At 37.2% G+C, this 24,187-nt stretch carries 26 protein-coding genes and 1 pseudogene; 4 read left to right on the top strand and 23 right to left on the bottom strand.

Annotation, left to right across the window (positions count from 1 at the left end; genetic code table 11):
- Positions 1-95: 95 nt before the first annotated feature.
- The 7 genes and pseudogenes from ACFCYJ_RS19915 to ACFCYJ_RS19885 form a co-directional block, all read right to left on the bottom strand.
- Entirely contained in the window at positions 96-884 is a 789-nt protein-coding gene (locus tag ACFCYJ_RS19915) for an MBL fold metallo-hydrolase (RefSeq protein WP_376076125.1), read from the bottom strand.
- Entirely contained in the window at positions 884-1,711 is an 828-nt protein-coding gene (locus ACFCYJ_RS19910) for a two-component system regulatory protein YycI (RefSeq protein WP_376076122.1), read from the bottom strand. The genes ACFCYJ_RS19915 and ACFCYJ_RS19910 overlap by 1 nt, the downstream gene beginning before the upstream one ends.
- A complete protein-coding gene (locus ACFCYJ_RS19905) occupies positions 1,698-3,017 on the bottom strand; it encodes a YycH family regulatory protein (protein ID WP_376076120.1) in 1,320 nt (439 codons plus the stop codon). The genes ACFCYJ_RS19910 and ACFCYJ_RS19905 overlap by 14 nt, the downstream gene beginning before the upstream one ends.
- A complete protein-coding gene (walK, locus tag ACFCYJ_RS19900) occupies positions 3,014-4,882 on the bottom strand; it encodes a cell wall metabolism sensor histidine kinase WalK (protein WP_376076118.1) in 1,869 nt (622 codons plus the stop codon). The genes ACFCYJ_RS19905 and walK overlap by 4 nt, the downstream gene beginning before the upstream one ends.
- A gap of 6 nt (positions 4,883-4,888) precedes the next feature.
- A complete protein-coding gene (yycF, locus tag ACFCYJ_RS19895) occupies positions 4,889-5,602 on the bottom strand; it encodes a response regulator YycF (protein ID WP_049662630.1) in 714 nt (237 codons plus the stop codon).
- A 392-nt stretch (positions 5,603-5,994) separates the two neighbouring features.
- Positions 5,995-6,165, bottom strand: a complete 171-nt coding sequence (locus tag ACFCYJ_RS19890) for a hypothetical protein (RefSeq protein WP_376076116.1) — start codon at positions 6,163-6,165, stop codon at positions 5,995-5,997.
- A gap of 173 nt (positions 6,166-6,338) precedes the next feature.
- Positions 6,339-6,500: pseudogene (locus tag ACFCYJ_RS19885) on the bottom strand (M23 family metallopeptidase); the annotation flags it as partial.
- Positions 6,501-7,048: 548 nt separating this feature from the next.
- Between ACFCYJ_RS19885 and ACFCYJ_RS19880 the strand changes: the two are divergent.
- Entirely contained in the window at positions 7,049-7,861 is an 813-nt protein-coding gene (locus ACFCYJ_RS19880) for a YitT family protein (protein WP_376076172.1), read from the top strand.
- 52 nt (positions 7,862-7,913) lie between these two features.
- Here the strand turns inward: ACFCYJ_RS19880 and ACFCYJ_RS19875 are convergent, their stop codons facing one another.
- Entirely contained in the window at positions 7,914-8,051 is a 138-nt protein-coding gene (locus ACFCYJ_RS19875) for a hypothetical protein (RefSeq protein WP_376076114.1), read from the bottom strand.
- 26 nt (positions 8,052-8,077) lie between these two features.
- On the opposite strand from ACFCYJ_RS19875, the gene ACFCYJ_RS19870 reads away from it, so the two are divergent.
- A complete protein-coding gene (locus tag ACFCYJ_RS19870; RefSeq protein WP_376076111.1) occupies positions 8,078-8,326 on the top strand; it encodes a hypothetical protein in 249 nt (82 codons plus the stop codon).
- A gap of 263 nt (positions 8,327-8,589) precedes the next feature.
- Here ACFCYJ_RS19870 and ACFCYJ_RS19865 read toward each other — a convergent pair whose 3' ends face one another.
- The 8 genes from ACFCYJ_RS19865 to rpsF all read right to left on the bottom strand — a co-directional run bounded on the left by ACFCYJ_RS19865 (position 8,590) and on the right by rpsF (position 16,636).
- A complete protein-coding gene (locus tag ACFCYJ_RS19865; protein ID WP_376076109.1) occupies positions 8,590-9,879 on the bottom strand; it encodes an adenylosuccinate synthase in 1,290 nt (429 codons plus the stop codon).
- A 258-nt stretch (positions 9,880-10,137) separates the two neighbouring features.
- Positions 10,138-11,499 (bottom strand): replicative DNA helicase, encoded by a 1,362-nt coding sequence (gene dnaB, locus ACFCYJ_RS19860; protein ID WP_376076107.1) that lies wholly within the window; start codon positions 11,497-11,499, stop codon positions 10,138-10,140.
- Between the two features lie 13 nt (positions 11,500-11,512).
- The gene (gene rplI, locus ACFCYJ_RS19855; protein WP_370043986.1) at positions 11,513-11,959 is read right to left on the bottom strand and encodes a 50S ribosomal protein L9; all 447 of its coding nucleotides are present in this window, start codon (positions 11,957-11,959) and stop codon (positions 11,513-11,515) included.
- Positions 11,956-13,929 carry a DHH family phosphoesterase gene (locus tag ACFCYJ_RS19850; RefSeq protein ID WP_376076105.1) on the bottom strand — a complete coding sequence of 658 codons (1,974 nt, stop codon included), beginning with the start codon at positions 13,927-13,929 and terminating at the stop codon, positions 11,956-11,958. Before ACFCYJ_RS19850 ends, rplI begins: the two co-directional genes overlap by 4 nt.
- A gap of 12 nt (positions 13,930-13,941) precedes the next feature.
- Positions 13,942-14,883, bottom strand: a complete 942-nt coding sequence (locus ACFCYJ_RS19845) for a YybS family protein (protein ID WP_376076103.1) — start codon at positions 14,881-14,883, stop codon at positions 13,942-13,944.
- Positions 14,884-15,460: 577 nt separating this feature from the next.
- Entirely contained in the window at positions 15,461-15,697 is a 237-nt protein-coding gene (gene rpsR / locus ACFCYJ_RS19840; RefSeq protein WP_004233359.1) for a 30S ribosomal protein S18, read from the bottom strand.
- 38 nt (positions 15,698-15,735) lie between these two features.
- On the bottom strand, positions 15,736-16,308 hold the full coding sequence (ssb, locus tag ACFCYJ_RS19835; RefSeq protein ID WP_079563368.1) for a single-stranded DNA-binding protein: 573 nt from the start codon (positions 16,306-16,308) through the stop codon (positions 15,736-15,738).
- A 40-nt stretch (positions 16,309-16,348) separates the two neighbouring features.
- Positions 16,349-16,636, bottom strand: coding sequence for a 30S ribosomal protein S6 (rpsF, locus tag ACFCYJ_RS19830; RefSeq protein WP_053482932.1), 288 nt, complete (start codon positions 16,634-16,636; stop codon positions 16,349-16,351).
- Positions 16,637-16,808: 172 nt separating this feature from the next.
- Between rpsF and ACFCYJ_RS19825 the strand changes: the two genes are divergently transcribed.
- Positions 16,809-17,369, top strand: coding sequence for a DUF3267 domain-containing protein (locus ACFCYJ_RS19825; RefSeq protein WP_376076099.1), 561 nt, complete (start codon positions 16,809-16,811; stop codon positions 17,367-17,369).
- Between the two features lie 68 nt (positions 17,370-17,437).
- Here ACFCYJ_RS19825 and ACFCYJ_RS19820 read toward each other — a convergent pair whose 3' ends face one another.
- The 4 genes from ACFCYJ_RS19820 to ACFCYJ_RS19805 all read right to left on the bottom strand — a co-directional run bounded on the left by ACFCYJ_RS19820 (position 17,438) and on the right by ACFCYJ_RS19805 (position 20,981).
- Positions 17,438-18,478 carry an acyl-CoA dehydrogenase family protein gene (locus ACFCYJ_RS19820; protein ID WP_376076096.1) on the bottom strand — a complete coding sequence of 347 codons (1,041 nt, stop codon included), beginning with the start codon at positions 18,476-18,478 and terminating at the stop codon, positions 17,438-17,440.
- Positions 18,479-18,561: 83 nt separating this feature from the next.
- Positions 18,562-19,662: a redox-regulated ATPase YchF gene (gene ychF, locus ACFCYJ_RS19815; protein WP_376076095.1), complete on the bottom strand. Its 1,101-nt coding sequence runs from the start codon at positions 19,660-19,662 to the stop codon at positions 18,562-18,564.
- A gap of 232 nt (positions 19,663-19,894) precedes the next feature.
- Entirely contained in the window at positions 19,895-20,095 is a 201-nt protein-coding gene (locus tag ACFCYJ_RS19810) for a DUF951 domain-containing protein (RefSeq protein WP_376076094.1), read from the bottom strand.
- 1 nt (position 20,096) lies between these two features.
- Positions 20,097-20,981 (bottom strand): mechanosensitive ion channel family protein, encoded by an 885-nt coding sequence (locus ACFCYJ_RS19805; RefSeq protein ID WP_376076091.1) that lies wholly within the window; start codon positions 20,979-20,981, stop codon positions 20,097-20,099.
- Between the two features lie 93 nt (positions 20,982-21,074).
- On the opposite strand from ACFCYJ_RS19805, the gene yyaC reads away from it, so the two are divergent.
- Positions 21,075-21,707, top strand: coding sequence for a spore protease YyaC (yyaC, locus tag ACFCYJ_RS19800; protein WP_376076089.1), 633 nt, complete (start codon positions 21,075-21,077; stop codon positions 21,705-21,707).
- Here yyaC and ACFCYJ_RS19795 read toward each other — a convergent pair.
- The 3 genes from ACFCYJ_RS19795 to ACFCYJ_RS19785 form a co-directional block, all read right to left on the bottom strand.
- Complete coding sequence (locus ACFCYJ_RS19795) at positions 21,624-22,340, bottom strand: DUF554 domain-containing protein (RefSeq protein WP_376076088.1); 717 nt, start codon at positions 22,338-22,340, stop codon at positions 21,624-21,626. The two genes, yyaC and ACFCYJ_RS19795, sit on opposite strands and share 84 nt — an antisense overlap.
- 78 nt (positions 22,341-22,418) lie before the next feature.
- Entirely contained in the window at positions 22,419-23,267 is an 849-nt protein-coding gene (locus ACFCYJ_RS19790; protein ID WP_376076086.1) for a ParB/RepB/Spo0J family partition protein, read from the bottom strand.
- A complete protein-coding gene (locus tag ACFCYJ_RS19785) occupies positions 23,260-24,021 on the bottom strand; it encodes a ParA family protein (protein WP_079563360.1) in 762 nt (253 codons plus the stop codon). The genes ACFCYJ_RS19790 and ACFCYJ_RS19785 overlap by 8 nt, the downstream gene beginning before the upstream one ends.
- Positions 24,022-24,187 lie beyond the last annotated feature (166 nt).

The raw sequence follows: 24,187 nt of genomic DNA, 5'->3' as shown, positions 1-24,187 counted from the left end.
ATGTGATTGAACAGCCCCATTAAAGCTTCATTTTTTTATTGTATAATGTCGAAATTATTAACTCTCGCTAAGCCAAAAACATTTATTGAAAGAAGTTAAACAGTTACTAATTTCGTCGGCTCTTCTGCATCTGTATCAAGTAAATTTAAATACTCTCCGGCAATAATGCCGCAGGATTGCAAAGTTTGTGTGACACTCATGCGCGCAAGCTCTTTCATATTATTATCTTTACTTAAATGTGATAAATAAATATTCGTTGGTTTTTCAAATACTACCTCACTCATTGCTATAGCTGCATCCTCATTTGAAACGTGCCCTACATCACTTAAAATACGACGTTTGATAGACCATGGATAGCGCCCCATTTGCAGCATATTCACATCGTGGTTACTTTCAAATACAAAGGAATCAGCACCTCGAATGATACCCTTCATACGGTCGCTAACATAGCCTGTATCCGTAATAACAACAAGCTTACGCCCGTTTTCATGAAAACTATAGAACATTGGATCTGCTGCATCATGTGATACGGCAAAGGATTCAACGGCTAATGAACCAAAATGCTTTACAGTATCCATGTCAAATTCAAAACGTTGCTCTAAAGGTATTTCACCAACTAGCCCGTCCATCGCCTGCCATGTTTTGTTGTTTGCATAAATAGGTACATTATATTTCCGTGCCAATACACCTATTCCCTTAATATGATCACTATGCTCATGCGTAACGAAAATGCCACTTAGTTGTTTCATATTGCGGTCGATTTTTGTAAATAGTTGCTCCATCTTTTTGCCACTGAGACCAGCATCGACAATAAATGCGTGATCTTCATTCTCTACATAAATCGAATTTCCTGTACTGCCACTTGCTAAAACACTAAATCGCATTATTCAACTCCCCAGTCTTCCTCTTCGCCTTTTTGCTTGTCTCCTTGGATTTCGATAATTTTCCCATCAATAGCATCAACGAAGTGCTCTTCTATTTCTCCGTCCGATAATTCCACTTGTACTTCCCATGTTGGTATCAACACTTGCGTTTGCGTTAAATTACTAAATGTCGAGTAACCTAACTTCACTTGCTTAATACTTGATTCTGACTTTAATAGCCCTTTATTATAAAGTGTTTGGAAAATTTGAAGTGGTGGAATGACAGTTTCCTGTTGCTCCATTTCTTCAATATTATCAATCATTGTCTGCTCATACATTATCACTTCGTTATCCATATTCCAGTGTACTTTTAATACGGCACTATCATTGTAATAGAACATTCGATTATTTTTCTTCTGGAAGAAGACTGCGACTCGTTCCTCACGGTCTACCTTCCATAATGCATAAGAATCTCCATTTTTAACGTTTGTGTGGACAAAATCGATAAAACTTGCATCATCATCAATATTTCGTAATTTCACAGGATTGACAAAAACAGCACTTATTTTTGTATGTGTCTCGTCCGTGAAACTCACTTTCTGATTATCATCAGGAGCAGTATTTTTAAAAATATGCACTTCGCCTGTAATGTAAGTAGCAGTCTCGTTACTATTAGGCAGTGGTCCATACGTAATATTATCATCTTTTAAACGGGCTTCTATTGTTTTTTCACCTAGTATTTCTACGCTCTGCGCTTCATTATAACGATCTAAATACAGCCAATACAAGAAGATATTTAAGATTAAAAAAACGAATATAAAAATAGATTTTGTTCTATTCCAATCCATTTTTGACACCCCCTACTATTTCAGGCGTCAGTTTCGTGGATACACCGTTACGAATTACAAACCAGCACGGCTCTAATGTCACTATTGTGCTTTGATCAGGAGTCAAATAGAAACCCACAACAATGTCATCTATATCTGATAAAGTAATGTTATTTAGCTTTTTAATCTGTTCAACAATTTCCGATCCTGACGGAAGTTCTTTCATCTCTCTTTCGGATGGAATATCTTTCTCAAAAGAAAAGTATGGACGTTTGTAGACGAAAATACGATTATCTCCCCAAACGGTTGAAATTCGATTTATAGTCTGTTCACTATAAATCGGTAATCCATGTAAATATAGCTGATAATCTAATTGGTTATTGCTTGTACTTGTTGATACATAGCGATAATCATCTGTAAAGCCTCCATGTTCATTGATAAATTCAAAACTATCCGTCAAGAGCTTGGAAGGTGCTATTCTTATACTACTTTCTGCAGCAGGATATACATAGGTCAATGATTTCAATTTTGAATCAAGCACCATCCGTGACATTCCATCTTGATATCTTTCAGTAGTTGTACTTTCATCAGTGCGCCGGACACTTTTTAGATTTGTAAATACTACATTTTTAAACAATTCAGGTTTCTCTTCGATAAAATACGTATACTTTGCTGATTCAATTTTATCGTTTGCAATATATAGTGAGGTAAAGCCATCTCGCTCCACCTCTGTAAAAGTACCATATGTTTTCGCTGGCTCAATAATATTTCGTACAAACTGATTAGCATTTTCTAGACTTACATGCGAACGCATCAATGATTCATTATTGCCACTAATGAAAAACACCTGTAACTCTTTGTTACTATACTTACTCCAATCTATAATCATACGATTAAAGGTTGTTTCAGGTAACTCCTTATCGGCGAACTGAAAAATTGAGTTAAAGGCAGAGTAAGGAATCTCACCAGTAAAAAAGACAGTCATACAATTATTAGTACGAATCATCTCGTTTACAGAGTCGGCCGTAAGATTATTGTTTACAGGCATTAAATCTAGAATATTCCACCCCTCAAATGTTTGCATAATATCTTCCATGACGCCATTAGAAACTGTTCCGGTAAATTCCTTATCAAAACGGTAAATAGCTTTATATGGACGAATGACATCCGCCATTTTTTTTTGTGGACCAATCAGGATTTCTTTTCCTTCAGTCTGTTCAATATATTTATAATCTGGCGTGTATGTCCAAATCATAAAAGTTAAAACCACACTTAGCACAACGAGTAGGAATAATACAACGGATTTAACTGGTTCTATATATTTCATTCCCACTCACCTGCCTCGTCGAAATCATCTAAATTAAGTAGTAATGTGAAGAACACCGTTGTTCCATGTCCTTCCTCACTTTCGGCCCATATTTTACCATCATGAGCTTCAATCATTTCCCTGGCAATAGCTAGACCTAGGCCAGTACCTCCCATAGATCGTGCTCGAGCTCGATCTACTCGGTAGAAACGGTCAAAAATACGTCCAACATTTTCCTTAGGAATTCCCATACCATCATCAGAAATCATAACCTTTAGCATGTCTCCTTGCACTGTAAAGCCAAAGCGAATATTGCCTCCATCTGGTGAATACTTAATAGCATTGGAAATGATATTATCGATAACCTGTGTCACCTTATCCGTATCAATCTCTACATAATAAGAGGCTTCTGGTAATAAACGTTCAAATCTCACTTTGTCTGACTTAGACATTTCAAAACGATCGATAATACGGTTAAAGAATGAATTGAATAGAACAATGTCTTTATTCAACTCATAATCTGAACTATCCATTCGTGATAACTGCAATAAGTCATTCACTAAACGAATCATACGCTCTGTCTCTGTTTGTGTAACATTCAAAAATGTTGGAGCAATATTTTCATCTTTCCATGCACCATCAGCTAACGCTTCTAAATAACTACGCATCGTCGTTAATGGTGTCCGTAATTCATGTGACACATTCGATACAAATTCTCTACGATCCATCTCTATTTTTTCCTGCTCCGTAATATCATGCAGTACAGTAATGAGCCCATTAATAAAGCCTGTTTCTTTTTGAATAACCGAGAAATTAGCACGTAAAATATACGGTGCGTCTGCCGTACTGAAATTTAAATTCACCGCATCATTCATATGAATTAAATCCTCAAAACTATACTCTTGGTCAATACCTAAAACAGATGCAATTGGACGACCTAATGTAATATCTCTTGAAATATGCAGCAGTTCTAGCGCAGGATCATTAATAAGAATGATGCGCCCTTTTCGATCTGTCGCAATAACACCATCCGTCATATTACTAAGGACCGAATCGAGCTTTCGCCGCTCTGCCTCCGTAGTAGATTGTGCCTCCTGCAAGCGATTCGTTAAATGATTAAAGGTTATCGCAAGTTGCCCTATCTCATCTGTACCATAAACCCGCACTTTTCGAGAATAGTTACCCTTTGCCATCGCCTGTGCCTGCTTACGCATATCTGAAATTGGCTGTGTAATTGTTCGTGCCACTAAAATTCCTAAAAAGATAGTAATCACCAAGGACACAGCCGTACCCCCAAGGAAAATACGGTTAATTTCATTCACTTGTTCAAAAACAGATTCAATATTAGCTTCAATGTAGAGTACCCCTATGATTTCATCATCAGGACCTGCACCATCTCGAATTGGCGAAGCTAACACCCACACTCGATTTCTTGTTTTATTATCAAGTTTAATGTTTTCAAATAAAGTTTCCGCAGAGATTGCACGGCGCACGAGATCATTATTCGAGCGCTGTCCAATCAAACTTTGATTGTCTACCTCAGATGTGGCGCGAATACGCTGTCTATTATCGATGACACGGATTCCTAAAATATCTCCATCAGAAACTTCCTTCAACCCCGTAGAAAACTCCATAACAATCGTTTTCAAGCTCTCTTCAAGAGATGGCATACTACTTTCATCGCGCTCTTTTAACATTTCTTCACGAATGCTATATTGCATCAAATCGACACGTTGAAAAATGGATTCTCGGAAGTTTTCTTTTAAATTTTGCTCTAATTCACGCGCAAAATAGATTCCTATTATTTGCAAAGCAAGTAGGATTAGTAAAATGTAAATTAGTACTAGCTTGACATGAATTGATTTAAAGAAGCTAACTTTCTGCATTCCTTTTTACTCCTGTTCAGGATTTCGTAAATAATAACCTACACCACGACGTGTGACGATCCAAGCCGGATGACTAGGATTGTCCTCTATTTTTTCCCGTAAACGACGAATTGTTACATCTACTGTTCGTACATCGCCGAAATAGTCATAACCCCACACAGTTTGCAGTAAATGTTCACGCGTCATTACTTGACCGATATGCTTACCTAGGTAATGTAATAATTCAAACTCCCTATGCGTTAGTTCAATTGCCTCATCACGTTTCAATACTAAGTAAGCGTCTGGCTGAATAACAAGAGAGCCAACTACAATTTCATTTGATTCTTCCTCGACCTCTTCAGCAGTAGGAGCTACTACCTGTAAGCGACGCATATTTGCCTTTACACGCGCAATAAGCTCTCGTGTACTAAATGGCTTCGTCACATAATCATCTGCGCCCATTTCTAATCCTAATACTTTATCAATCTCAGAACCTTTTGCCGTTAGCATAATGATAGGAAAATCATATTTTTTTCGTACTTCTCTACAAACTTCCATCCCATCACGTTTAGGTAACATTATATCTAAAAGCATTAAATCAGGCTGCTCTTCCTCAACCTTCTCTAGTGCTTCATCTCCATCATAAGCACAAATAACTTTGTAACCCTCTTTTATTAAATTAAACTGTAAAATATCTGCGATTGGTTTTTCATCGTCAACAACTAAAATGGTTTTGTCCATATTTTCTCTCCCTTTCGCTTTTTATCTATTTTTAAACGATTTGTATTTATCAATTATGCCTCGGCATAATTGCGTCCGGATTCGGCTTTGTGCTTAGGCCTGCACGAGGGCCGACACGATGTCGGTCATGTCGGTAATGCCACAGGACGTGGCGTTTTTACCGATGCAAGTCAGTTAGCCGTTATCGCATGGATGCGATGATTTTAGGCTAACATCCTTTAAGCACTCCTTTCCGAATCCGTGACATCCGCCGGAGGTTTTGGGCCAACGTGATGTTGGTCACTCAGTCGTGTATTGCTGTCGCTACGCTTTCGCACAGATAAATTGCCACAGGACGTGGCGTTCTTAGACTGAGTTCCTTTATTTCAGCAGACACCCACTGAAAAATAACTTCAATTCGCATTCAACTCCCTACCTTTAGAGGTGGGAGACTTTTGTAACTGACGCTTCGCTTTCGCTACCAAAACACTTGTAACTGCCGTTTCACTTTCGTTACATAAAACATTTGTAGCTGACGCTTTGCTTTCGCTACCAAAACACTTGCTGAAATTAGTTAAAGTCACTACTCTAACTCTACCATGCTTTTAGCTTCTATGCATTATTCTAAATCCTAAGACATTTTACGATATTGTCTCGAACTATATTTCGACAAATATTTCTTGGGAAATAATATAGATTTATATACAGCGTATACAAAAAGACAGCCCTATTTTGGACTGTCTTCTATTCGAACTGATTAACGCCCTACATATGTTAATGGATTTTTTAACGAACCATTTTTTAACTTCAAAGTGTAGATGTGTACCTGCTGAATTTCCAGTAGAGCCCATAATACCTATAACAGACCTTTTCCTACTTCTTGTCCTACTGTCACTTTAATTGAAGATAGGTGTCCGTAAAAGCGAATCTACTGTTTTTTTCTTTTCTTGACCAAGACGAACTCAACAACAAAGCCAATCCTAATTTTAACCTATTATAGTATTAATTACCCACAATGATTTTTGCACTAATATACTGTACCATAAAGTAAATACGATAAGATTGTTTTCATCTTTTTGTAATGGAAATGTATTATTTCTCTACTAATTGTTACATAATTCCTATTTTTGTAGCTATTAATAAAATAATTTTAGACGTGGATTTTTGCTCCAGTCGGGTATTTTCAGAGGATGTCTGCTGTGGATCCACTCAACATCCACTCCAAAGCAATTGGTTAAATTCTTTCAATAAATTTGTAATGTTGGAGAAAAACGTAGTATTTCATTTGTTTTTAGTATGATTTTAGACTTATTGCTTTTTACTTTTTTAATATTCCGATAAAATAAAAAAGAGATATACTAGATTGGAGCGATTAATTTGAATGATTCACAAACCTCTGGAATAACCCCTAAAGTAAAAAAGCCCCAAAGTAAGAAGATTGTTCGTAAACTTATACTTAGGACCATTATGGTGTCATTAGGTGCAGTCATTATGGCACTGGGACTGGAGCTATTTTTAGTACCAAACAACATTATGGATGGTGGAATCGTAGGCGTTTCCATTATCACTTCTCATTTATTAAATTTACCTCTTGGTATTTTCATCTTCATTTTAAACCTACCTTTTATCTTTTTAGGCTATAAACAAATTGGTAAAACTTTCGCACTTTCATCAGGACTCGGAATTACAGTACTCTCATTAACAACACTTTTCTTACATAATCTAAACCCGTTTACTCAGGATACGCTATTGGCCACAGTTTTTGGAGGCATGATTTTAGGTATTGGTGTCGGCATCGTCATTCGTTACGGTGGTTCGTTAGATGGAACAGAAATTTTAGCTATTTTATTTAATAGAAAAACACCGTTCTCCGTTGGTGAAATTATTATGTTCTTCAATTTACTCATCTTTACGGTAGCGGGATTTGTGTTCACATGGGAACAAGCCATGTACTCTATCCTGGCATACTATATTGCCTATAAAATGATTGACATCGTCATTCAAGGAATGGAGGAATCTAAATCTGTTTATATCATTAGTGATGAAATTGATGAAATTGGGCAGACCATTATGGACCGACTTGGTCGAGGTGTAACCTTCCTTCACGGTGAGGGGGCTTATACGGGTAACGATAAAAAAGTTATTTTTACCATCATTACTCGATTAGAAGAATCGAAGCTTAAATCAATCGTTGCTGAAATTGATGATCATGCATTCCTAGCAATTGGTAATATTGCAGAAGTTAAAGGTGGTCGCTTCAAGAAGAGAGATATTCATTAATGACAAAAAGGGCGTACCGTATATGGTACGTCCTTTTATGGTTGTTGAAATACTATTTCACCAATAAAATTAAGTATGGCTCTTCGGCAAAACGAGGGGTCGATTTCCGTTCCGACTGAGCGCTTTGTTGTTGCTGTCGCTTCGCTTTCGCACAGATAAAACATTTGTTGCTGCCGCTTCGCTTTCGCACAGAGCAAAGCTTCCTGGGGGCGTCCGATGAGCCGCTTGGGCCAACACGATGTTGGTCACGAAGGCGTTATCACAGGACGTGATGGTTTTAGCCTTCGTTCCCCTATTTGCTCGCTCCAGGGTCTCATCTGTGACGCTGATCCCCGAGGAGTCGCTCAGTCTCCACTCCAATCAACCAATTCACTAGCATGTATCTTCAAGCATATTACTCTATTTTATAGTGATAATATACGAAAATATAACGTTCATACCAGATATCTTTTGTGCGAAGTGTAACGAAGCAACAGATTTATTTCTTGCATAAGCGATTCGGCAGTAACATTTGTGTGTAGCTATACCAATTGAAAAATAGCGTCACTGTTATACGTCTATTTTCTTTGATTATAGTAGTAGCCAAAACGTTCACTTTTGAATATATAAAATATACTCCATTAACTGGTAATAAGTCATCTCTTGCCTCAAATTCAGCCAACGCAAAAAGATTAGCTATAAAAAAGGACGTACCACATATGGTACGCCCTTTTGTTATTTAAAATTAATTATGCTTCCCAAACGTCCACTAAAACGTTCGTTTGTTCACGTGCAGGACCAACAGAGAAAGTAGCAATTTCAATACCAGTTAATTCACTCACGCGTTCTACATAGCGTCGTGCATTCTCAGGTAGCTCTTCTAATGTTTTGCAGCCTGTAACATCTTCCGACCAGCCTGGAAGCTCTTCATAAATTGGTTCACATTGTTCAATAATATGAAGATTTGCTGGATACTCAGTAATTGTTTCATCTTTATATTTATACGCAGTACAAATTTTCACTGTTTCTAAGCCAGATAAAACATCAATTGAATTAAGCGCAAGATGCGTAATACCACTTACTCGACGTGAATGGCGTACAACTACCGTATCAAACCAGCCTACACGACGTGGACGGCCAGTTGTTGTACCGTATTCACGACCAACTTCACGAATTTGTTGACCCACTTCATCAAATAGTTCAGTTGGGAACGGACCATCACCAACGCGAGATGTATAGGCTTTCGATACACCAATAACACTTGTAACTCGTGATGGACCAACACCAGCACCGATTGCTACTCCGCCGGCAACAGGATTTGAAGATGTTACAAATGGGTACGTACCTTGATCGACATCAAGTAAAATACCTTGTGCTCCTTCAAATAACACTTTGCCGCCTTCATCTAGTACATCATTTAAGATTTTCGATGAGTCTGTTACATATTTTGCGATTTCTTGTCCATAGTTGTAATATTCCTCGAAAATTTCTTCGAATGTTACACCTTCAACTTCGTAAAATTTCTCAAATAATTTATTCTTAATTGCTAAATTTTGACGTAGCTTTTCTTCAAATACATCTTTGTCTAGTAAATCAGCCATACGGATACCGATACGTGCTACTTTATCCTGATAACATGGTCCAATCCCTTTACAAGTCGTACCAATTTTATTATCACCACGGCTTTCCTCATCAGCGATATCTTGCTTTATATGATATGGCAAAATAACATGCGCACGGTTAGAAATTCGTAAATTATCTGTATCCACACCACGCTCTTGTAAGCCTCTAAGCTCAGTCACTAATGACTTTGGATTAACAACCAGACCATTTCCGATTACTGAAGTTTTTTCTTTATAGAAAATCCCTGATGGAATTAAATGTAACTTATAAGTTTCACCATCAAATTTAATAGTATGTCCTGCATTATCACCGCCTGCAAAACGAGCGATTGCATCGGCTTTTTGTGAAAGGAAATCCGTAATTTTACCTTTTCCTTCGTCTCCCCACTGTGTTCCTACAACTACAACTGATGTCATAGTCAGCACCTCCGTTAGATACGATTTGTATCTCAATTTTTAAGCCGTTAATTATTGTAACAATGATAGAAACGCCTAGTCAACAAAAATACTTAAAAACACGAACATAAAATCAAAAAATATGATTCAACGTTCGTGTTTAATAACAGAATGGTATGAATATTATCTAACATTCAGATTAATTACGTCTTGGCGTAATCTCCAACGTTGAGTTCCCTCTAAAAAAGGAATTTTTTCCTGTTGAATGAAGGTTAATATTTAATCACGTGGAGGTGGTGGCGGCATTTGCGACCAATCCACATTAATGAATTTGTTGAATTCTTTTTTAAAAGCAAGTGTAACTGTACCCGTTGGACCATTACGCTGTTTAGCAATAATAATTTCAATCATATTTTTACTCTCGGACTCCTTATCGTAATAATCATCACGATATAAGAAGGCAACAATATCAGCATCTTGCTCAATACTTCCCGATTCACGTAAGTCACTCATCATTGGTCGTTTATCTTGACGTTGCTCAACGCCACGAGATAGCTGTGATAATGCAATGACTGGAACCTTTAATTCACGCGCTAAATGTTTTAAAGAACGTGAAATCTCAGATACCTCTTGCTGACGGTTCTCCCCTGCTTTACCACTACCTTGAATAAGTTGTAAATAGTCAATCAAAATCATACCGAGGCCATGCTCTTGTGCTAAACGTCGACATTTTGCGCGAATTTCATTGATACGTACACCCGGTGTATCGTCAATAAAAATTCCTGAATTTGATAAACTCCCCATTGCCATAGTTAGTTTACCCCAATCTTCTGTTGTTAAAGCACCAGTACGTAAAACTTGTGCATCTATATTTCCCTCTGCACAAAGCATACGCATAACTAGCTGCTCAGCACCCATCTCTAAGGAGAAGATCGCAACATTTTCCCGCGCTTGAACGGCAACACTTTGTGCGACATTCAATGCAAAGGCTGTTTTCCCTACAGATGGACGTGCCGCAACAATAATTAAATCGTTACGCTGGAAGCCAGCTGTTATATTGTCTAAGTCACGGAAGCCTGTCGGAATACCTGTAACATCACCTTTTTGTGACTGAAGCTTCTCAATGTTATCAAAGGTTTCCACCAATACGTCTTTAACATGCTTAAAGTCACCCGCATTTTTACGACTGGCTACCTCCATCATTTTCTTCTCTGCTTCACCAAGTAATGCCTCTACCTCATCTTCACGAGTATAGCCATCTTCTACTATTTTAGTAGCTACACGAATTAAACGACGTAATAGGGCCTTTTCTTCGACAATTTTCGCATAGTGTGCGACGTTAGCAGCTGTAGGGACAGCATTGGCGAGCTCTAGTAAATACGATAGCCCGCCAACATCCTCAATTTCTTTTTTAGCTGATAATTCTTCAGTAACTGTGACAACATCTATCGCTTTCCCTTGATCACTTAAACGTAGCATCGTTTCGAAAATTTGCTTATGTGCATTATGATAAAAATCATCTGCTAGTAAAATTTCAGATGCAGTGATTAACGATTGAGGATCGAGGAAAATCGCACCGATAACCGATTGCTCCGCTTCCCGGTTATGCGGTGGAACGCGATCCATCATCGGTTCGTTCATGGATTGTCGCCCCTTATTCTTCCGTTACATGAACTTTTAAAGTAGCAGATACTTCGTGGTGTAGTTTTACAGGTACATTTGTAAAGCCTAGCGCACGAATTCCATCACTTAAAGTCATTTTACGTTTATCAATTTTTATGCCATGCTTTTTTTGAAGTGCATCGGCAACTTGCTTTGAAGATACTGAACCAAATAGGCGACCACCTTCACCTGATTTTGCTTTTAGTTCTACCGTTAAAGCTTCTAATTTTTCTTTTAATGCTTCCGCTTCAGCTAATTCGGCAGCAGCATTTTTAGCTTCTAAATTCTTTTGACCTTCTAATTGACTTAATGCTTGTGCATTTGCTTCAGCAGCATAACCATTTTTAATTAAGAAGTTTTGTGCATAGCCGTCTGCTACATTTTTTATTTCCCCTTTTTTCCCTTTTCCTTTAACATCTTTTAAAAATACTACTTTCATGATTCAGAACTCCCTTCGAGTACCTCATTTATGGCCTCTTCTAAATATTTTTTTACTCCAGCAATGGAATTTGATTCGACTTGGCAAGCTGCATTCGTTAAATGCCCGCCGCCGCCTAGCTTCTCCATAACAAGCTGTACGTTTACTTCGCCAAGTGATCTTGCACTTATGCCGATTTTGCCATCTGAACGATGCGCAATGACAAAGGAAGCACCAACATCCTTCATTGTTAGTAAAATGTCTGCTGTTTGCGCAATTAGTACAGAATCATACACTTTCGCTTCCTCACCTACAGCAATTGCAATACCCGGCTTCACGAACTTAACTGTTTGCACTATTTTAGAACGCTCGATATACGTATCGACGTCTTCTTTTAATAATCGCTGTACTAGCACTGTATCCGCACCATTTGTCCGTAAATAAGAAGCCGCTTCGAACGTACGGGCTCCTGTACGCAATGTAAAACTCTTCGTATCGACAATAATTCCCGCCAGCAATGCCGTAGCCTCTAACATATTAATCTTTGCACGTTTTGGTTGATACTCAAGTAACTCTGTTATAAGCTCTGCTGTTGATGATGCATATGGCTCCATATAAACAAGCGTTGGATTTTCTATAAAATCTTCACTTCGACGATGATGATCAATGACCACAACTTTTTCAGCCAGCTTCAATAGGTGTGCATCGATGACTAAATTAGGTTTATGTGTATCGACAATTACGAGCAATGATTTTTCTGTCATTCTTGCCGCAGCTTCATCTGGCGTTAGGAAATTCTCATAGAAATCCGATTTACTCTCTATTTCATTCATTAAACGTGTTACACTTCCGTTTAATTCTTCAAAATTTACGATCACATAGCCCTTCACATCATTCATTTGTGCCATTTTACGTACACCAACAGAGGCACCAATAGAGTCCATATCAGGGTTTTTATGTCCCATAACAAACACTTGATCACTATCCTGAATTAAATCACGTAGTGCATGGGAAATTACACGTGCTCTCACGCGTGTTCGTTTCTCAACCGGGTTAGTTTTCCCGCCATAAAATTTTAGCTTTCCTGTAGGTTGCTTGATGGCAACCTGATCACCACCACGGCCTAAAACAAGATCTAAACTTGATTGTGCTAGTTCACCAAGCTCTATTAATGAAGATGATCCTGCGCCAACGCCAATACTTAATGTTAATGACGTATTTTTTTGCGCTGTTTTTTCTCGAATTGTATCTAAAATAGCAAATTTTTTCTTTTCAAGCTCCACTAAAATAGATTCGTTTAATACAGCTAAAAAACGATCGGATGAAATTCGTTTCACAAATATCCCTTGCTCAGCCGCCCAATCATTAACAATTGATGTCACCATCGTATTCGTTATACTACGTGGCTGGTCGTCCATTGCTTGTGTAATTTCGTCATAATTATCAACAAATAAAATCGCAATCACTGTACTATCAGCATAGTATTGTTTTTCAATAGCTATCTGCTCAGTGATATCAAAGAAATATAGTAAATTCTCTTCTTTTTTATAATAAACTCGGTACTTACGATCACGGAGCGTAATCGTATCTTCGTTTGTCTCTTCGCTCTTCATTAGCACGTAAATGTCGTCAGATATATTAACGATTCCTTCACCTACTAAATTCTCCATATTTAAAACACCTTGCATATATGGATTCGACCATTCTATTTCATATTGATCATTGACAAGCAAAATCCCAATTGGCATTTCAAGCAATGCCTCTTCCCCAACTTTTTTCATGCGAAAAGAGATGGATTCAATATGCTTTTCTGTTTCCTCAAAGGTAATCTTTTCTACCTTCCACGTATAGGCCATTAATAGAACAAAACCTACTCCGTAACCGATACCTATCCCGATATTCCAAATACATAGAAGCACGAACGTCACAATGCCAAAAATGGAAAGAACAAAAAGCGGATAGCGAATTGGTCGTTTTCTAAAAGTCCCCATTACATCAGCCCCTTATTCTTTAGTTTTCCCCTTCACAAGTGAACGTAAGTCGAAACCTAAATCTACGATGCCTAGCAATATTATAATGGATGATAGTGGCAAGGCTATCAACGTTGCTATCCATTTGACAACATTGGGCATTTCCTTCTTAGAAATAAAGTAATGTATAAAGGAAATCCCCTGCAGGATTAATAACATCCATAAGATAGAAGAAACATTTAAAACAATAATCTCTAATGTAGATCCAAATTCTGGACGCATAAATAAATTAATGCATAAAACAATCATGTAATACCATAAAATAGATCGTGGTAGACGCATATTTTGGAACGGTGCAAATTTTGGTACGTCTAAACCAAGACGTTTTAATACAGGTAAATTTACCGCTATGATAATAAATGCTGCCATAAATGCAGAGATTGTTACTGTTGCAGGTATTGTCAGCTCAATTGTTTTTAACATAGCGTCAATTTGTTCTTGCTGAAACATTACTTGACCCGTCACAGTTTTTGTAAGTTCATTTGATTGCTCATAATTTTCGCGTAAAAGATCTGTGCTCATGGCAATGATATTGATACCAGCAAATTGAACATAGGCTACATAGACAATTGCCATTGACAGAAGAACAGCAACCCCAGACGACATGAATAGGTAAAGTTTGCTCTTCTTTTGATTTATTGCGCTTCCTATAACGATACCAACTAATGCCAAAATAAAGGCAAATGGTAACATAGTTATGCCACTCGTTAAAGTGGTTAAGATACATCCTACTACTGCTACGAGTATTGATGAAGAACGCTTGTAATTTGCGCTATACCAAGCAATCGGTAGTGGGGCAAATAGTAGACCTACTATAAAAATGAATGGTACATATGCAGAAATAAGCATTAGAATCGTAAAGATTGCGACCATCATTGAGCCTTGTACAAGCGCCTTTGTTTGATTATTCGGCATTGAAAACCTTCCTTTTTTTAGTCAAACTTACTGACCTTTATTGTACCATTTTTTCAGGTTATTGAACAAAAAACGCTAAGAACAACTGTATGCTTTGTCATTAATTTTGTAGAACCAATGACTAAAGCATAAAATACATAGCTATATAGGAGATTTTTTACCGAAAAGGCATAACAAATTCATTCATTGATTATATATATGTGTTTCTCAAATTTTTTCAACAATAAAAAAAGCAACTTACGACAGTTACTAATACATGAAAAAAGGCTTTTAATCGAAATGATTATAAGCCGTTTTGTTTTAAAAAATGGTACTTAGTCGATTGTTTCTCAATCTCTAAAATTTCATCTTTTCTTTATTCATGTCTACTAAGAGTGTAATAAATTCTTATGATAATAGCAAATGGTAATATATAGAGCAATTACTGAGATCAACTAAGCTCATCGCCATAGCGTGGGAGTTGATTTCTCTACCCTATATGATTATTCACATGCTAAACAAGATTGGCAACTCCATTTTCACAAATAAAAAAAGCACAATCAAAGCGATTAAACCTTGTTGTGCCTTTATTTATATCTTATTTATCTTCTGCTACGAATGGAAGTAATCCCATGATACGAGATACTTTGATAGCTGAAGTTAATTTACGTTGGTACTTTGCACTTGTGCCAGTTACGCGACGTGGTAAAATTTTACCGCGCTCAGAGATGAATTTTTTTAATAAATCTACATCTTTGTAGTCGATGTGCGTAATATTGTTTGAAGTGAAGTAGCAAACTTTACGGCGTTTGCGGCCTCCGCGACGTGGTGCCATAGTGTGTCTCCTCCTTATCATTTTTTATTTTAGAAGTATTAGAACGGTAAGTCATCCTCAGATACTTCTATCGGTCCTTTGCTATTAGCAAATGGATCCTCATCTACACGTGTATAATTCGGCTGATTCACAGGTGGTTGATTTTGCTGATAAGCATCGCCGCCAAATGAACCCTGCCCTGGCATAGCACCACCAAACTGTTGTTGTGGTTGACCACCGCCATATGACGGTTGGTTATTACCGTAAGTCTGTCCACCACCGTATTGAGGAGATGCAGGAGCACCACCACCATTACGAGGTTCTAAAAACTGTACGCTATCGGCCACTACATCTGTTGTGTATACTCGCTTACCATCTTGTCCTTCGTAACTGCCTGTTTGAATGCGACCTTCCACTCCAATTAAACTTCCTTTTCGCATGAAGTTCGCTAGGTTTTCGGCCTGTTTGCGCCAAGCAACACAGCTAATGAAATCAGCTTCGCGGTCACCTTGTTGGTTTGAGAATGTTCGATTTACAGCAACTGTAAATCTTGTAGACGCAACACCATTAGGCGTATAGCGTAGCTCAGGATCTTTTGTTAGTCTTCCAACTAATACGACACGGTTTATCATCAGAAATGCAACCTCCTTTTTTCAGCATTTTGTTAAATAATTATGCTTCTTGGCGAACCGCAATGTGACGAATGATATCTTCGCTAATGTTAGCAAGACGTGTGTATTCGTTAATTGCTTCTGAAGTAGCGTTTACTTTCACGATTTGGTAGAAACCTTCGCGGAAGTCTTGAATTTCATAAGCTAAGCGGCGTTTGCCCCACTCTTTTGATTCGATGACTTCTGCACCGTTAGAAGTTAAGATTTCGTTGAAACGTTCAACTAAAGCTTTCTTCGCTTCGTCTTCAATGTTCGGACGTACGATGTACATTAATTCGTATTTTCTCATCTGTTTACACCTCCTTATGGACTTAGGCTCTCCTATAAAAGGGAGCAAGGAGCAAGTAATAATTATTACTCACATCAATGAATTGTAACATATAGATACATGTCTTTCAAGTCGCAATCAAACAATTCTTTCTATATAATGAACTTAATTCATGAATGAACGGAGGATCTTCATGCAACCCGATAAAGAACCTATCGTAATAGAGTTGGATATAAAAAAACTAATGATGGACAATATTGTTGTCACAAGTGGTCTCGTCATATTGTTTGTAGCTATTCAATATATTTGCTTTAAAGATTTTGATTTTTCATTTTGGAATATGATGATTGGATCTATCCTTTTCGTTATTCTGTATATTGTTTTCATTGTCTTACATGAAGCCTTTCATTTAATTGGCTTTATGGTCTTTGGAGGCGTACCCTTTAAATCATTAAAATATGGCCTGAATTTAGAGCTTGGCATAGCGTACGCAACAACTGAACAACCTTTACCGAATCATGCAATGAAAAAAGCTTTATTACTTCCATTTTGGACAACTGGTGTTCTCCCGACAATTACTGGTTTCTACTTTAACAGTACTGTTTTAGTATTAGTGGGTGCTTTTTTAATCGCTGGAGCAGTCGGTGATTTTTCCATGTATAAAGAATTACGTAAATACCCAAAAAATGCATTAATACAGGATGATCCTCATTTACCTAAGCTTTATGTAAATTTGCCCGAGGAAAAGAAATAACTTTGCTGAGAGTCACGTTACAAACAGAATCTGCTTATCTCCAAGAAGATTCTGTTTTTTACACAAATTCACAACGTTAAAAAACCATGCTGTGCAGCTGTATATAAATTTCTCCAAATACGATTAATTGAAGATGTCTCCGTAATTGCATCCATACCAAGCCTACGTATTAAGCTATTGGCAATGTCTATACAAGCCGCTGCAGTATCTTTATTTATTCGTGAAAATTGTTGTAGCTCTTCTTCAGTCAACTCATGACCTTCTTTATGTTTTTGCCAGTATTCATTCAACTTTGAGTAAAATTTCTCTTCAAGCTGTCTAAAGTTCTTCTGTTGCTGCATCAATAGAAATTGTATTGCGCCCATACGTTCAGTACCGCTTGGGTCATGCTTTCTTTGCTTTACTAAAATAGACGCCTCTTCTAAGAAATTTTCTGTTATCCCAAGACAAACGCTTATAAAAGAGGCTTCTGCAAATGCACCAAACGGAAAACTATGTACCGCACTTCCATACTTGTTTTTAATTGTGCCTAATTGGAATGTTTCCTCTTGTGGTACCCAAACATTTTGCACACGAATCGTATGACTAGCTGTCGCTTTTAAGCCCATTGCTCGCCAATCATCAAGAACCTCTACATGATCACTATTTATTGAGCAACTAATTATTTCATCTGTTCTAATGCCCTCATTCTCGACAAAGCAATTCATCGTAAAAGTTGTAGCATAATCTGCTCCACTACAATACTTCCATTGACCTGTTACTCTATAATCATCATCTATTTTTACTGCTGTACCCGTAGGATAGCCACTACCTGCTATGACTGCATTTCTTGGTGAAAATATTTTTTCACAAACCTCTTTGTTCAATGTTGGAATAAACGCATTACCACCTGTCCCTATTGTGACAAGCCAGCCAAAGTTGCCATCAAGTGCAGACATTTGCTGGAATACTTTAATGCCCTCTAGTAGATCTAAATCTTTACCGCCTAATTCCTTTACAGTGAATAGCTTAAACAATTGATGCTCATAAATAAGCTCTAGTATATCTTCTGGTAATCTTCCTAGCTGTTCAATTTCTAAACCACGTTCTTTTATTTGTAATATCTCCATACTAACCTCCTCAAGGATTGAAAATTCAGATAAATATATGTACAAAAAAGGCAATCTATTGAAAGATTGCCCCTGTTCGTTTTTTACACATTGAAACGGAATAACATAATATCGCCGTCTTGTACAACATACTCTTTACCTTCAAGACGTACTTTACCAGCTTCTTTAGCAGCAGGTTGAGAACCAGCTTCTACTAAATCATCGAAAGCAACTGTTTCTGCACGAATAAATCCACGTTCAAAGTCTGTATGAATGACTCCTGCACATTGTGGTGCCTTCATACCTTTACGGAACGTCCATGCACGTACCTCTTGTACCCCAGCAGTGAAATATGTTGCTAGTCCTAGTAAATCATATGAAGTACGGATTAATTGGTCTAAACCAGATTCTTTAATGCCTAGTTCTTCTAAGAACATTGCTTTCTCTTCATCATCAAGCTCAGAAATTTCTTCCTCGATTTTTGCACAAATTGTGATAACTTGGGCTCCTTCAGCAGCTGCATACTCACGTACCTTTTGTACATACTCGTTATTATCTGCTTCAGCTACTTCATCTTCTGAAACGTTTGCCACATAAAGCATAGGTTTAATTGTTAAAAGATGAAGTCCTTTAATAACCTTTAGCTCGTCTTCTGAAAGTTCTGTAGCACGTGCTGGTCGACCGTTTTCTAATTGCTCTTTAACTTTCACAAGAATTGGCTCTTCAATCATTGCTTCTTTATCTTTTTGCTTTGCCATTTTGCTAACACGTTGTAATCGCTTATCAACAGATTCTAAATCAGCAAGTGCAAGCTCTAAATTAATGACCTCAATATCGTCAATCGGATCAACTGCACCTGATACGTGCGTAATATTTTCATCAACAAAGCAACGTACAACTTGGCAAATTGCATCTACTTCACGAATATGAGCAAGGAATTTGTTCCCTAACCCTTCACCCTTTGAAGCGCCTTTTACGATCCCAGCAATATCTGTGAACTCAAATGCCGTTGGTACTGTTTTTTTAGGTGTTACTAATTCTGTTAATTTATCTAAACGTGCATCTGGTACTTCAACAATACCGACGTTCGGATCAATTGTTGCGAATGGATAGTTTGCAGCCAATGCGCCCGCTTTTGTAATTGCGTTAAATAATGTTGATTTTCCGACGTTAGGTAAACCAACGATTCCAGCTGTTAATGCCATGAATGGACACAACCTTTCTATGATCTGTTCAAATTTGTTCTTATTTCCCGTACTAACGGATACTGTGAGGTTACAGAAGTCCTCACTGATGAATCACTGTATAACCTTATCTATTATATTGATTCACTCATAAAAAGTCTAATACACATCAATTTCGCCTTAGCGTAATTACGTCCGGAGGCTGTGTCTTCAATCAATAGGTGTCCGAACACCTACTGATTGAAGATACAAACTAGTCTTCACTAGCGGAAATTAAAACCTTTTTCATTTTTTTCTCAAATTCGCGGCGTGGAATCATGACGCTATGCTGACAGCCTTCACATTTAATACGCACATCCGCCCCCATACGAATAATCTTCCACTCATTTGTGCCACATGGGTGCTGCTTTTTCATTTCAACAATATCATTTAGACCAAATTTCTTCGGTTCCATATTATTCACCATCCCCCTCATCTTTTCCATTCACACCGTAGAACATCATTTTTTGATGAGCCATTGGTATATTATTTTCTTCAAAGAGTTTTGTAACATCACGACGAATAGTACGAGCCACCCCGTATTGTTGTTGTGGCAATGTTTCTGCGACTATACGAATCGTTACTTCTGTACCCTTAACATTTTGGACACCTAAAAAGACAGGTACTGCTACAAGTTCCTTATGAATGTCAGGTAAAGTATTTAAATACTTTTTAATAATAGATTCAGCTCTTTCAAAATCGGCATCGGTCGTCATTTGTAAATCTATATGAATTTTAGAGTTGTTGACAGAGTAATTGACAACATCACCAATTGAACCATTCGGAATAATAAACTGCTCTCCTGTAGAACCATTAATCTTCGTCGTACGTAAACCGATTTCTATAACAGTTCCTTCAGCTGCATTTATTTTTATATAATCGCCAACGCCAAATTGATCTTCAAAAATAATAAAGAATCCAGTAATGACATCCTTCACTAAGCTCTGCGCACCGAAACCGATTGCTAAACCGAGAATCCCCGCTCCCGCCAATAAACCTGCTATCTGAATGTGTAAGATAGGAAGAATAGCCATGATTGCTGAAAAATAAACGGCATAGGAGATAATACTTTGTAATAATTTTGAAATTGTTTTTTGCCGGCGTTCTGAGTGGTTTAAAGGTGAACTCATTCGCATTAAAAACACTTTTTTAATAAACTTTTTACCTAATCGAACAGCTAACCACGATGCGATCAAAATAACCGTAATCTTAATTGAAGCTTCTGTGATATTTATCCAAAGCTCCTCTGATATCAACTTATCCCATAAGTTACTTAATACCTTTTCACTAAACCAATCCATTATTACCACCTCTTGAATAACTTGCTAAAAATTTGCGTATACTGCATAAAAATCGAGCACTTCTTACAAATAAAAAGGAAAGCGAGTTTTTTTATGAATACTATACCAAAATTGTTACTCCCTTATTCTCTTCATCATGAAAGTAAAAATATCGTTTGGCAATTAAGTACATTATTTTTAGAACATATACCATTTCATCATGAACGCCTTATTTTCTGTTGTATTGGAAGTGACCGTTGTACAGGTGATACACTTGGGCCGTTAACAGGTAGCTTCCTAAAAAAGTCAGTTAGTTTTCCACATGAAATTGTTGGCTCTTTAGACAATCCTTTGCATGCTCTTAATTTAGACACTACTATGCAACAGCTACACAATCATACTATAAAACCTTTCATTATTGCGATTGATGCATGTCTTGGAAGTGAACAAAATGTTGGACATATTTCTGTACAGAACGGACCTATTTTTCCGGGAAAAGCTGTAAAAAAACAATTACCTCCAATCGGTGATATTTCCATTAAAGGAATAGTCAATGTTGGAGGCTTTATGGAAATGCTTGTTTTACAAAATACAAGACTTCATATTTCCTATGCAATGGCTGAAAAGCTTTCAAGAGCGTTATTACTTGCTGCACATCGTTATTCACTGAAACATATAGAAGATAGCAACCGCAATACCGACAACGATGAGACTTGGCAACAAGTTAGCAGCCTTGATCTTAGTTAAGCCTGCTATATTTAAACCAATGGCAAAAATCATAACACCGCCTACAGCAGTCATTTCATGAATAAACATTTGTAGTGCTGCATCTGGTATAAAGGAGCTAATAATACCTGCAAAAAGTGCAATTAATCCTTGATAGACGAATACAGGGAATGCAGATAATAGCACACCAATACCTAATGTAGATGCTAATATTATCGAAATAAATCCATCGATTAATCCTTTCGTAATCAGTACATTATGATCATTACGCAAACCACTATCGAGCGCACCAATGACGCCCATAGAGCCAACTACAAATATTAAAGAAGCCGTTACAAAACCTTCTGCTATGCTAATTTGATTGTTATCAGTACGATTTTTGCTGAATAAAGATTCTACCCATTGTCCAAGTCTATTCATTTGCTTATCTAAATCTAACCACTCACCAATTACTGTACCGATCACTAAACTTATCATTAAAATAATAAAATTATCACTTTCAAAGCCCATTTTAATGCCTAAAAGTGCAACTGCTAAACCGATAATTGATAATACAGTAGACTTCATCGATTCAGGTATATTTTTAAAAATGCGTCCTACTAATGCACCTGCCATAATAAGCAGAGCATTAATTAATGCCCCTAGTAATACCACGTCCCTACCTTCCTTCTCTCTAGAAAAATAGAGAGCGCCTTGTAGTTCGGCGCTCTGATTACGTTATCGATATTTCTCTTACTCTTCCTGTAAATTTAGTATTTCTAAAATGCGTTCTAAATCATCTTCAGAGTAAAATTCAATTTCAATTTTCCCTTTATTATTAGCTTTTCTAATTTGCACATTTGTTCCAAAGTAATCACGTAACTGTGATTCCTTAGCTACCACAAATATATCCTTCTTCTTTGGTTGAGTTGTTTCACGTGAAACTTCTTCATTTAAGTTGTGTACTAACATTTCAACTTGTCGCACATTTAAACCTTGTTTAATGACCTTATTTGCCACTTCGGATATTCTTCTTTTATTCTTTAATCCAAGTAACGCTCGTCCTTGTCCCATCGATAATGTTCCATCGTTCATAAACTCACGAACATCCTCTGGTAATGCCAGTAAACGAACATGATTGGCAATATGTGGTCTACTCTTCCCTAATCGTTTGGATAGCTCCTCTTGTGTTAAATGTAAGTTTTCCATTAAGCTTTGGTATGCCTCAGCCTCTTCAATAACTGTCAGATCTTCACGCTGTAGATTTTCTAAAATAGCTAGTTCCATCATTTGCGTATCTGATAGCTCTTTTATAATAGCTGGAATAACCTCTAACCCTGCTAATTGAGTTGCTCTATAACGGCGTTCTCCAGCTACGATTTCATATTTACGTCCCTTTTTACGTACGGCAATTGGCTGTAAAATACCATGTTCCTGTATAGAGTCAGCTAATTCTTGTAAAGTTTCTTCATCGAAAATTTTACGAGGCTGAAATGGGTTTGCGACGATACGGTCTAATTGTATTTCTTCCACTTGCCCACTTTGTTCTAAAGACTCCCCAGGAAATAATGCACTTATGCCTCTTCCTAAACCTTTAGCCATTTTTAATCACTTCCCTCGCCATCTCTAAATACACTTCTGCACCTCTTGATTTTGCGTCATAAGTGATAATGGGCTGCCCATGACTTGGAGCCTCACTTAATCGCACATTACGAGGAATAATTGTTTTGTATACTTTTTCTTGGAAATATTTTTTTACTTCATCAATAACTTGTAAGCCTAAGTTTGTTCGTGCATCAAGCATCGTCAATAATACACCATCAATGTATAATTGCTGATTTAAATGTTTTTGCACTAAACGGACAGTTGATAGCAACTGGCTTAATCCCTCTAATGCGTAATATTCGCATTGTACAGGAATAATGAGTGCATCCGAAGCCGTTAAAGCATTAATTGTTAGTAACCCTAACGAAGGCGGGCAATCAATAATAATATAATCATAGTCTTCTTTTACATCTTGAAGTGCATGCTTTAAACGTACTTCTCTGGAAATGGTCGAAACCAATTCAATTTCTGCCCCTGCTAATGAAATGGTCGCTGGAATGATTGCTAAGTTTTCAACGTTTGTTTGTTGAATGACGTTTTCAACTTTTTCATCATCAATTAACACATCATAAATACAGCCATGAAGTTCTCCCTTATTGACACCAAGTCCACTTGTTGTATTTCCTTGTGGATCAGTATCGATTAAGAGCACTTTCTTTCCTAAATATGCTAGACAAGCGCTCAAATTGACCGATGTCGTTGTTTTTCCTACGCCACCCTTTTGATTGGCGATTGCTATAATTCTACCCATTTAAAAGCACCTGCTTTCATCTATCAAAGTTCACTTTGATAAATCATTTGTAAAATCACTATCCAATACCTCTATCTTACTTACATTCTATCAAAAAAACAGAACAGAGTTGTATAAAATATTAAGAATATATGCAAAAAAAGGAGACATCTCAGAAATATTACTG

This window comes from Lysinibacillus sp. NPDC056232, assembly GCF_042267565.1.
Classification (GTDB): Bacteria; Bacillota; Bacilli; order Bacillales_A; family Planococcaceae; genus Lysinibacillus.
This window is presented reverse-complemented; position numbering and strand designations above follow the sequence as displayed.

What these genes read in the sequence shown, in the direction of transcription:
- yycF (WP_049662630.1), bottom strand. Translation starts at nt 5,602, where the DNA reads ATGGACAAAACCATTTTAGTTGTTGACGATGAAAAACCAATCGCAGAT.
- rpsR (WP_004233359.1), bottom strand. Translation starts at nt 15,697, where the DNA reads ATGGCACCACGTCGCGGAGGCCGCAAACGCCGTAAAGTTTGCTACTTC.
- rplI (WP_370043986.1), bottom strand. Translation starts at nt 11,959, where the DNA reads ATGAAAGTAGTATTTTTAAAAGATGTTAAAGGAAAAGGGAAAAAAGGG.
- ssb (WP_079563368.1), bottom strand. Translation starts at nt 16,308, where the DNA reads ATGATAAACCGTGTCGTATTAGTTGGAAGACTAACAAAAGATCCTGAG.
- ACFCYJ_RS19880 (WP_376076172.1), top strand. Translation starts at nt 7,049, where the DNA reads ATGGTGTCATTAGGTGCAGTCATTATGGCACTGGGACTGGAGCTATTT.
- ACFCYJ_RS19790 (WP_376076086.1), bottom strand. Translation starts at nt 23,267, where the DNA reads ATGGCTAAAGGTTTAGGAAGAGGCATAAGTGCATTATTTCCTGGGGAG.
- ACFCYJ_RS19845 (WP_376076103.1), bottom strand. Translation starts at nt 14,883, where the DNA reads ATGCCGAATAATCAAACAAAGGCGCTTGTACAAGGCTCAATGATGGTC.
- ACFCYJ_RS19820 (WP_376076096.1), bottom strand. Translation starts at nt 18,478, where the DNA reads ATGGAGATATTACAAATAAAAGAACGTGGTTTAGAAATTGAACAGCTA.
- ychF (WP_376076095.1), bottom strand. Translation starts at nt 19,662, where the DNA reads ATGGCATTAACAGCTGGAATCGTTGGTTTACCTAACGTCGGAAAATCA.
- yyaC (WP_376076089.1), top strand. Translation starts at nt 21,075, where the DNA reads ATGAATACTATACCAAAATTGTTACTCCCTTATTCTCTTCATCATGAA.
- ACFCYJ_RS19905 (WP_376076120.1), bottom strand. Translation starts at nt 3,017, where the DNA reads ATGAAATATATAGAACCAGTTAAATCCGTTGTATTATTCCTACTCGTT.
- ACFCYJ_RS19810 (WP_376076094.1), bottom strand. Translation starts at nt 20,095, where the DNA reads ATGGAACCGAAGAAATTTGGTCTAAATGATATTGTTGAAATGAAAAAG.
- ACFCYJ_RS19825 (WP_376076099.1), top strand. Translation starts at nt 16,809, where the DNA reads ATGCAACCCGATAAAGAACCTATCGTAATAGAGTTGGATATAAAAAAA.
- ACFCYJ_RS19805 (WP_376076091.1), bottom strand. Translation starts at nt 20,981, where the DNA reads ATGGATTGGTTTAGTGAAAAGGTATTAAGTAACTTATGGGATAAGTTG.
- ACFCYJ_RS19865 (WP_376076109.1), bottom strand. Translation starts at nt 9,879, where the DNA reads ATGACATCAGTTGTAGTTGTAGGAACACAGTGGGGAGACGAAGGAAAA.
- ACFCYJ_RS19915 (WP_376076125.1), bottom strand. Translation starts at nt 884, where the DNA reads ATGCGATTTAGTGTTTTAGCAAGTGGCAGTACAGGAAATTCGATTTAT.
- ACFCYJ_RS19785 (WP_079563360.1), bottom strand. Translation starts at nt 24,021, where the DNA reads ATGGGTAGAATTATAGCAATCGCCAATCAAAAGGGTGGCGTAGGAAAA.
- ACFCYJ_RS19910 (WP_376076122.1), bottom strand. Translation starts at nt 1,711, where the DNA reads ATGGATTGGAATAGAACAAAATCTATTTTTATATTCGTTTTTTTAATC.
- ACFCYJ_RS19850 (WP_376076105.1), bottom strand. Translation starts at nt 13,929, where the DNA reads ATGGGGACTTTTAGAAAACGACCAATTCGCTATCCGCTTTTTGTTCTT.
- dnaB (WP_376076107.1), bottom strand. Translation starts at nt 11,499, where the DNA reads ATGAACGAACCGATGATGGATCGCGTTCCACCGCATAACCGGGAAGCG.
- walK (WP_376076118.1), bottom strand. Translation starts at nt 4,882, where the DNA reads ATGCAGAAAGTTAGCTTCTTTAAATCAATTCATGTCAAGCTAGTACTA.
- rpsF (WP_053482932.1), bottom strand. Translation starts at nt 16,636, where the DNA reads ATGAGAAAATACGAATTAATGTACATCGTACGTCCGAACATTGAAGAC.
- ACFCYJ_RS19870 (WP_376076111.1), top strand. Translation starts at nt 8,078, where the DNA reads ATGAGCCGCTTGGGCCAACACGATGTTGGTCACGAAGGCGTTATCACA.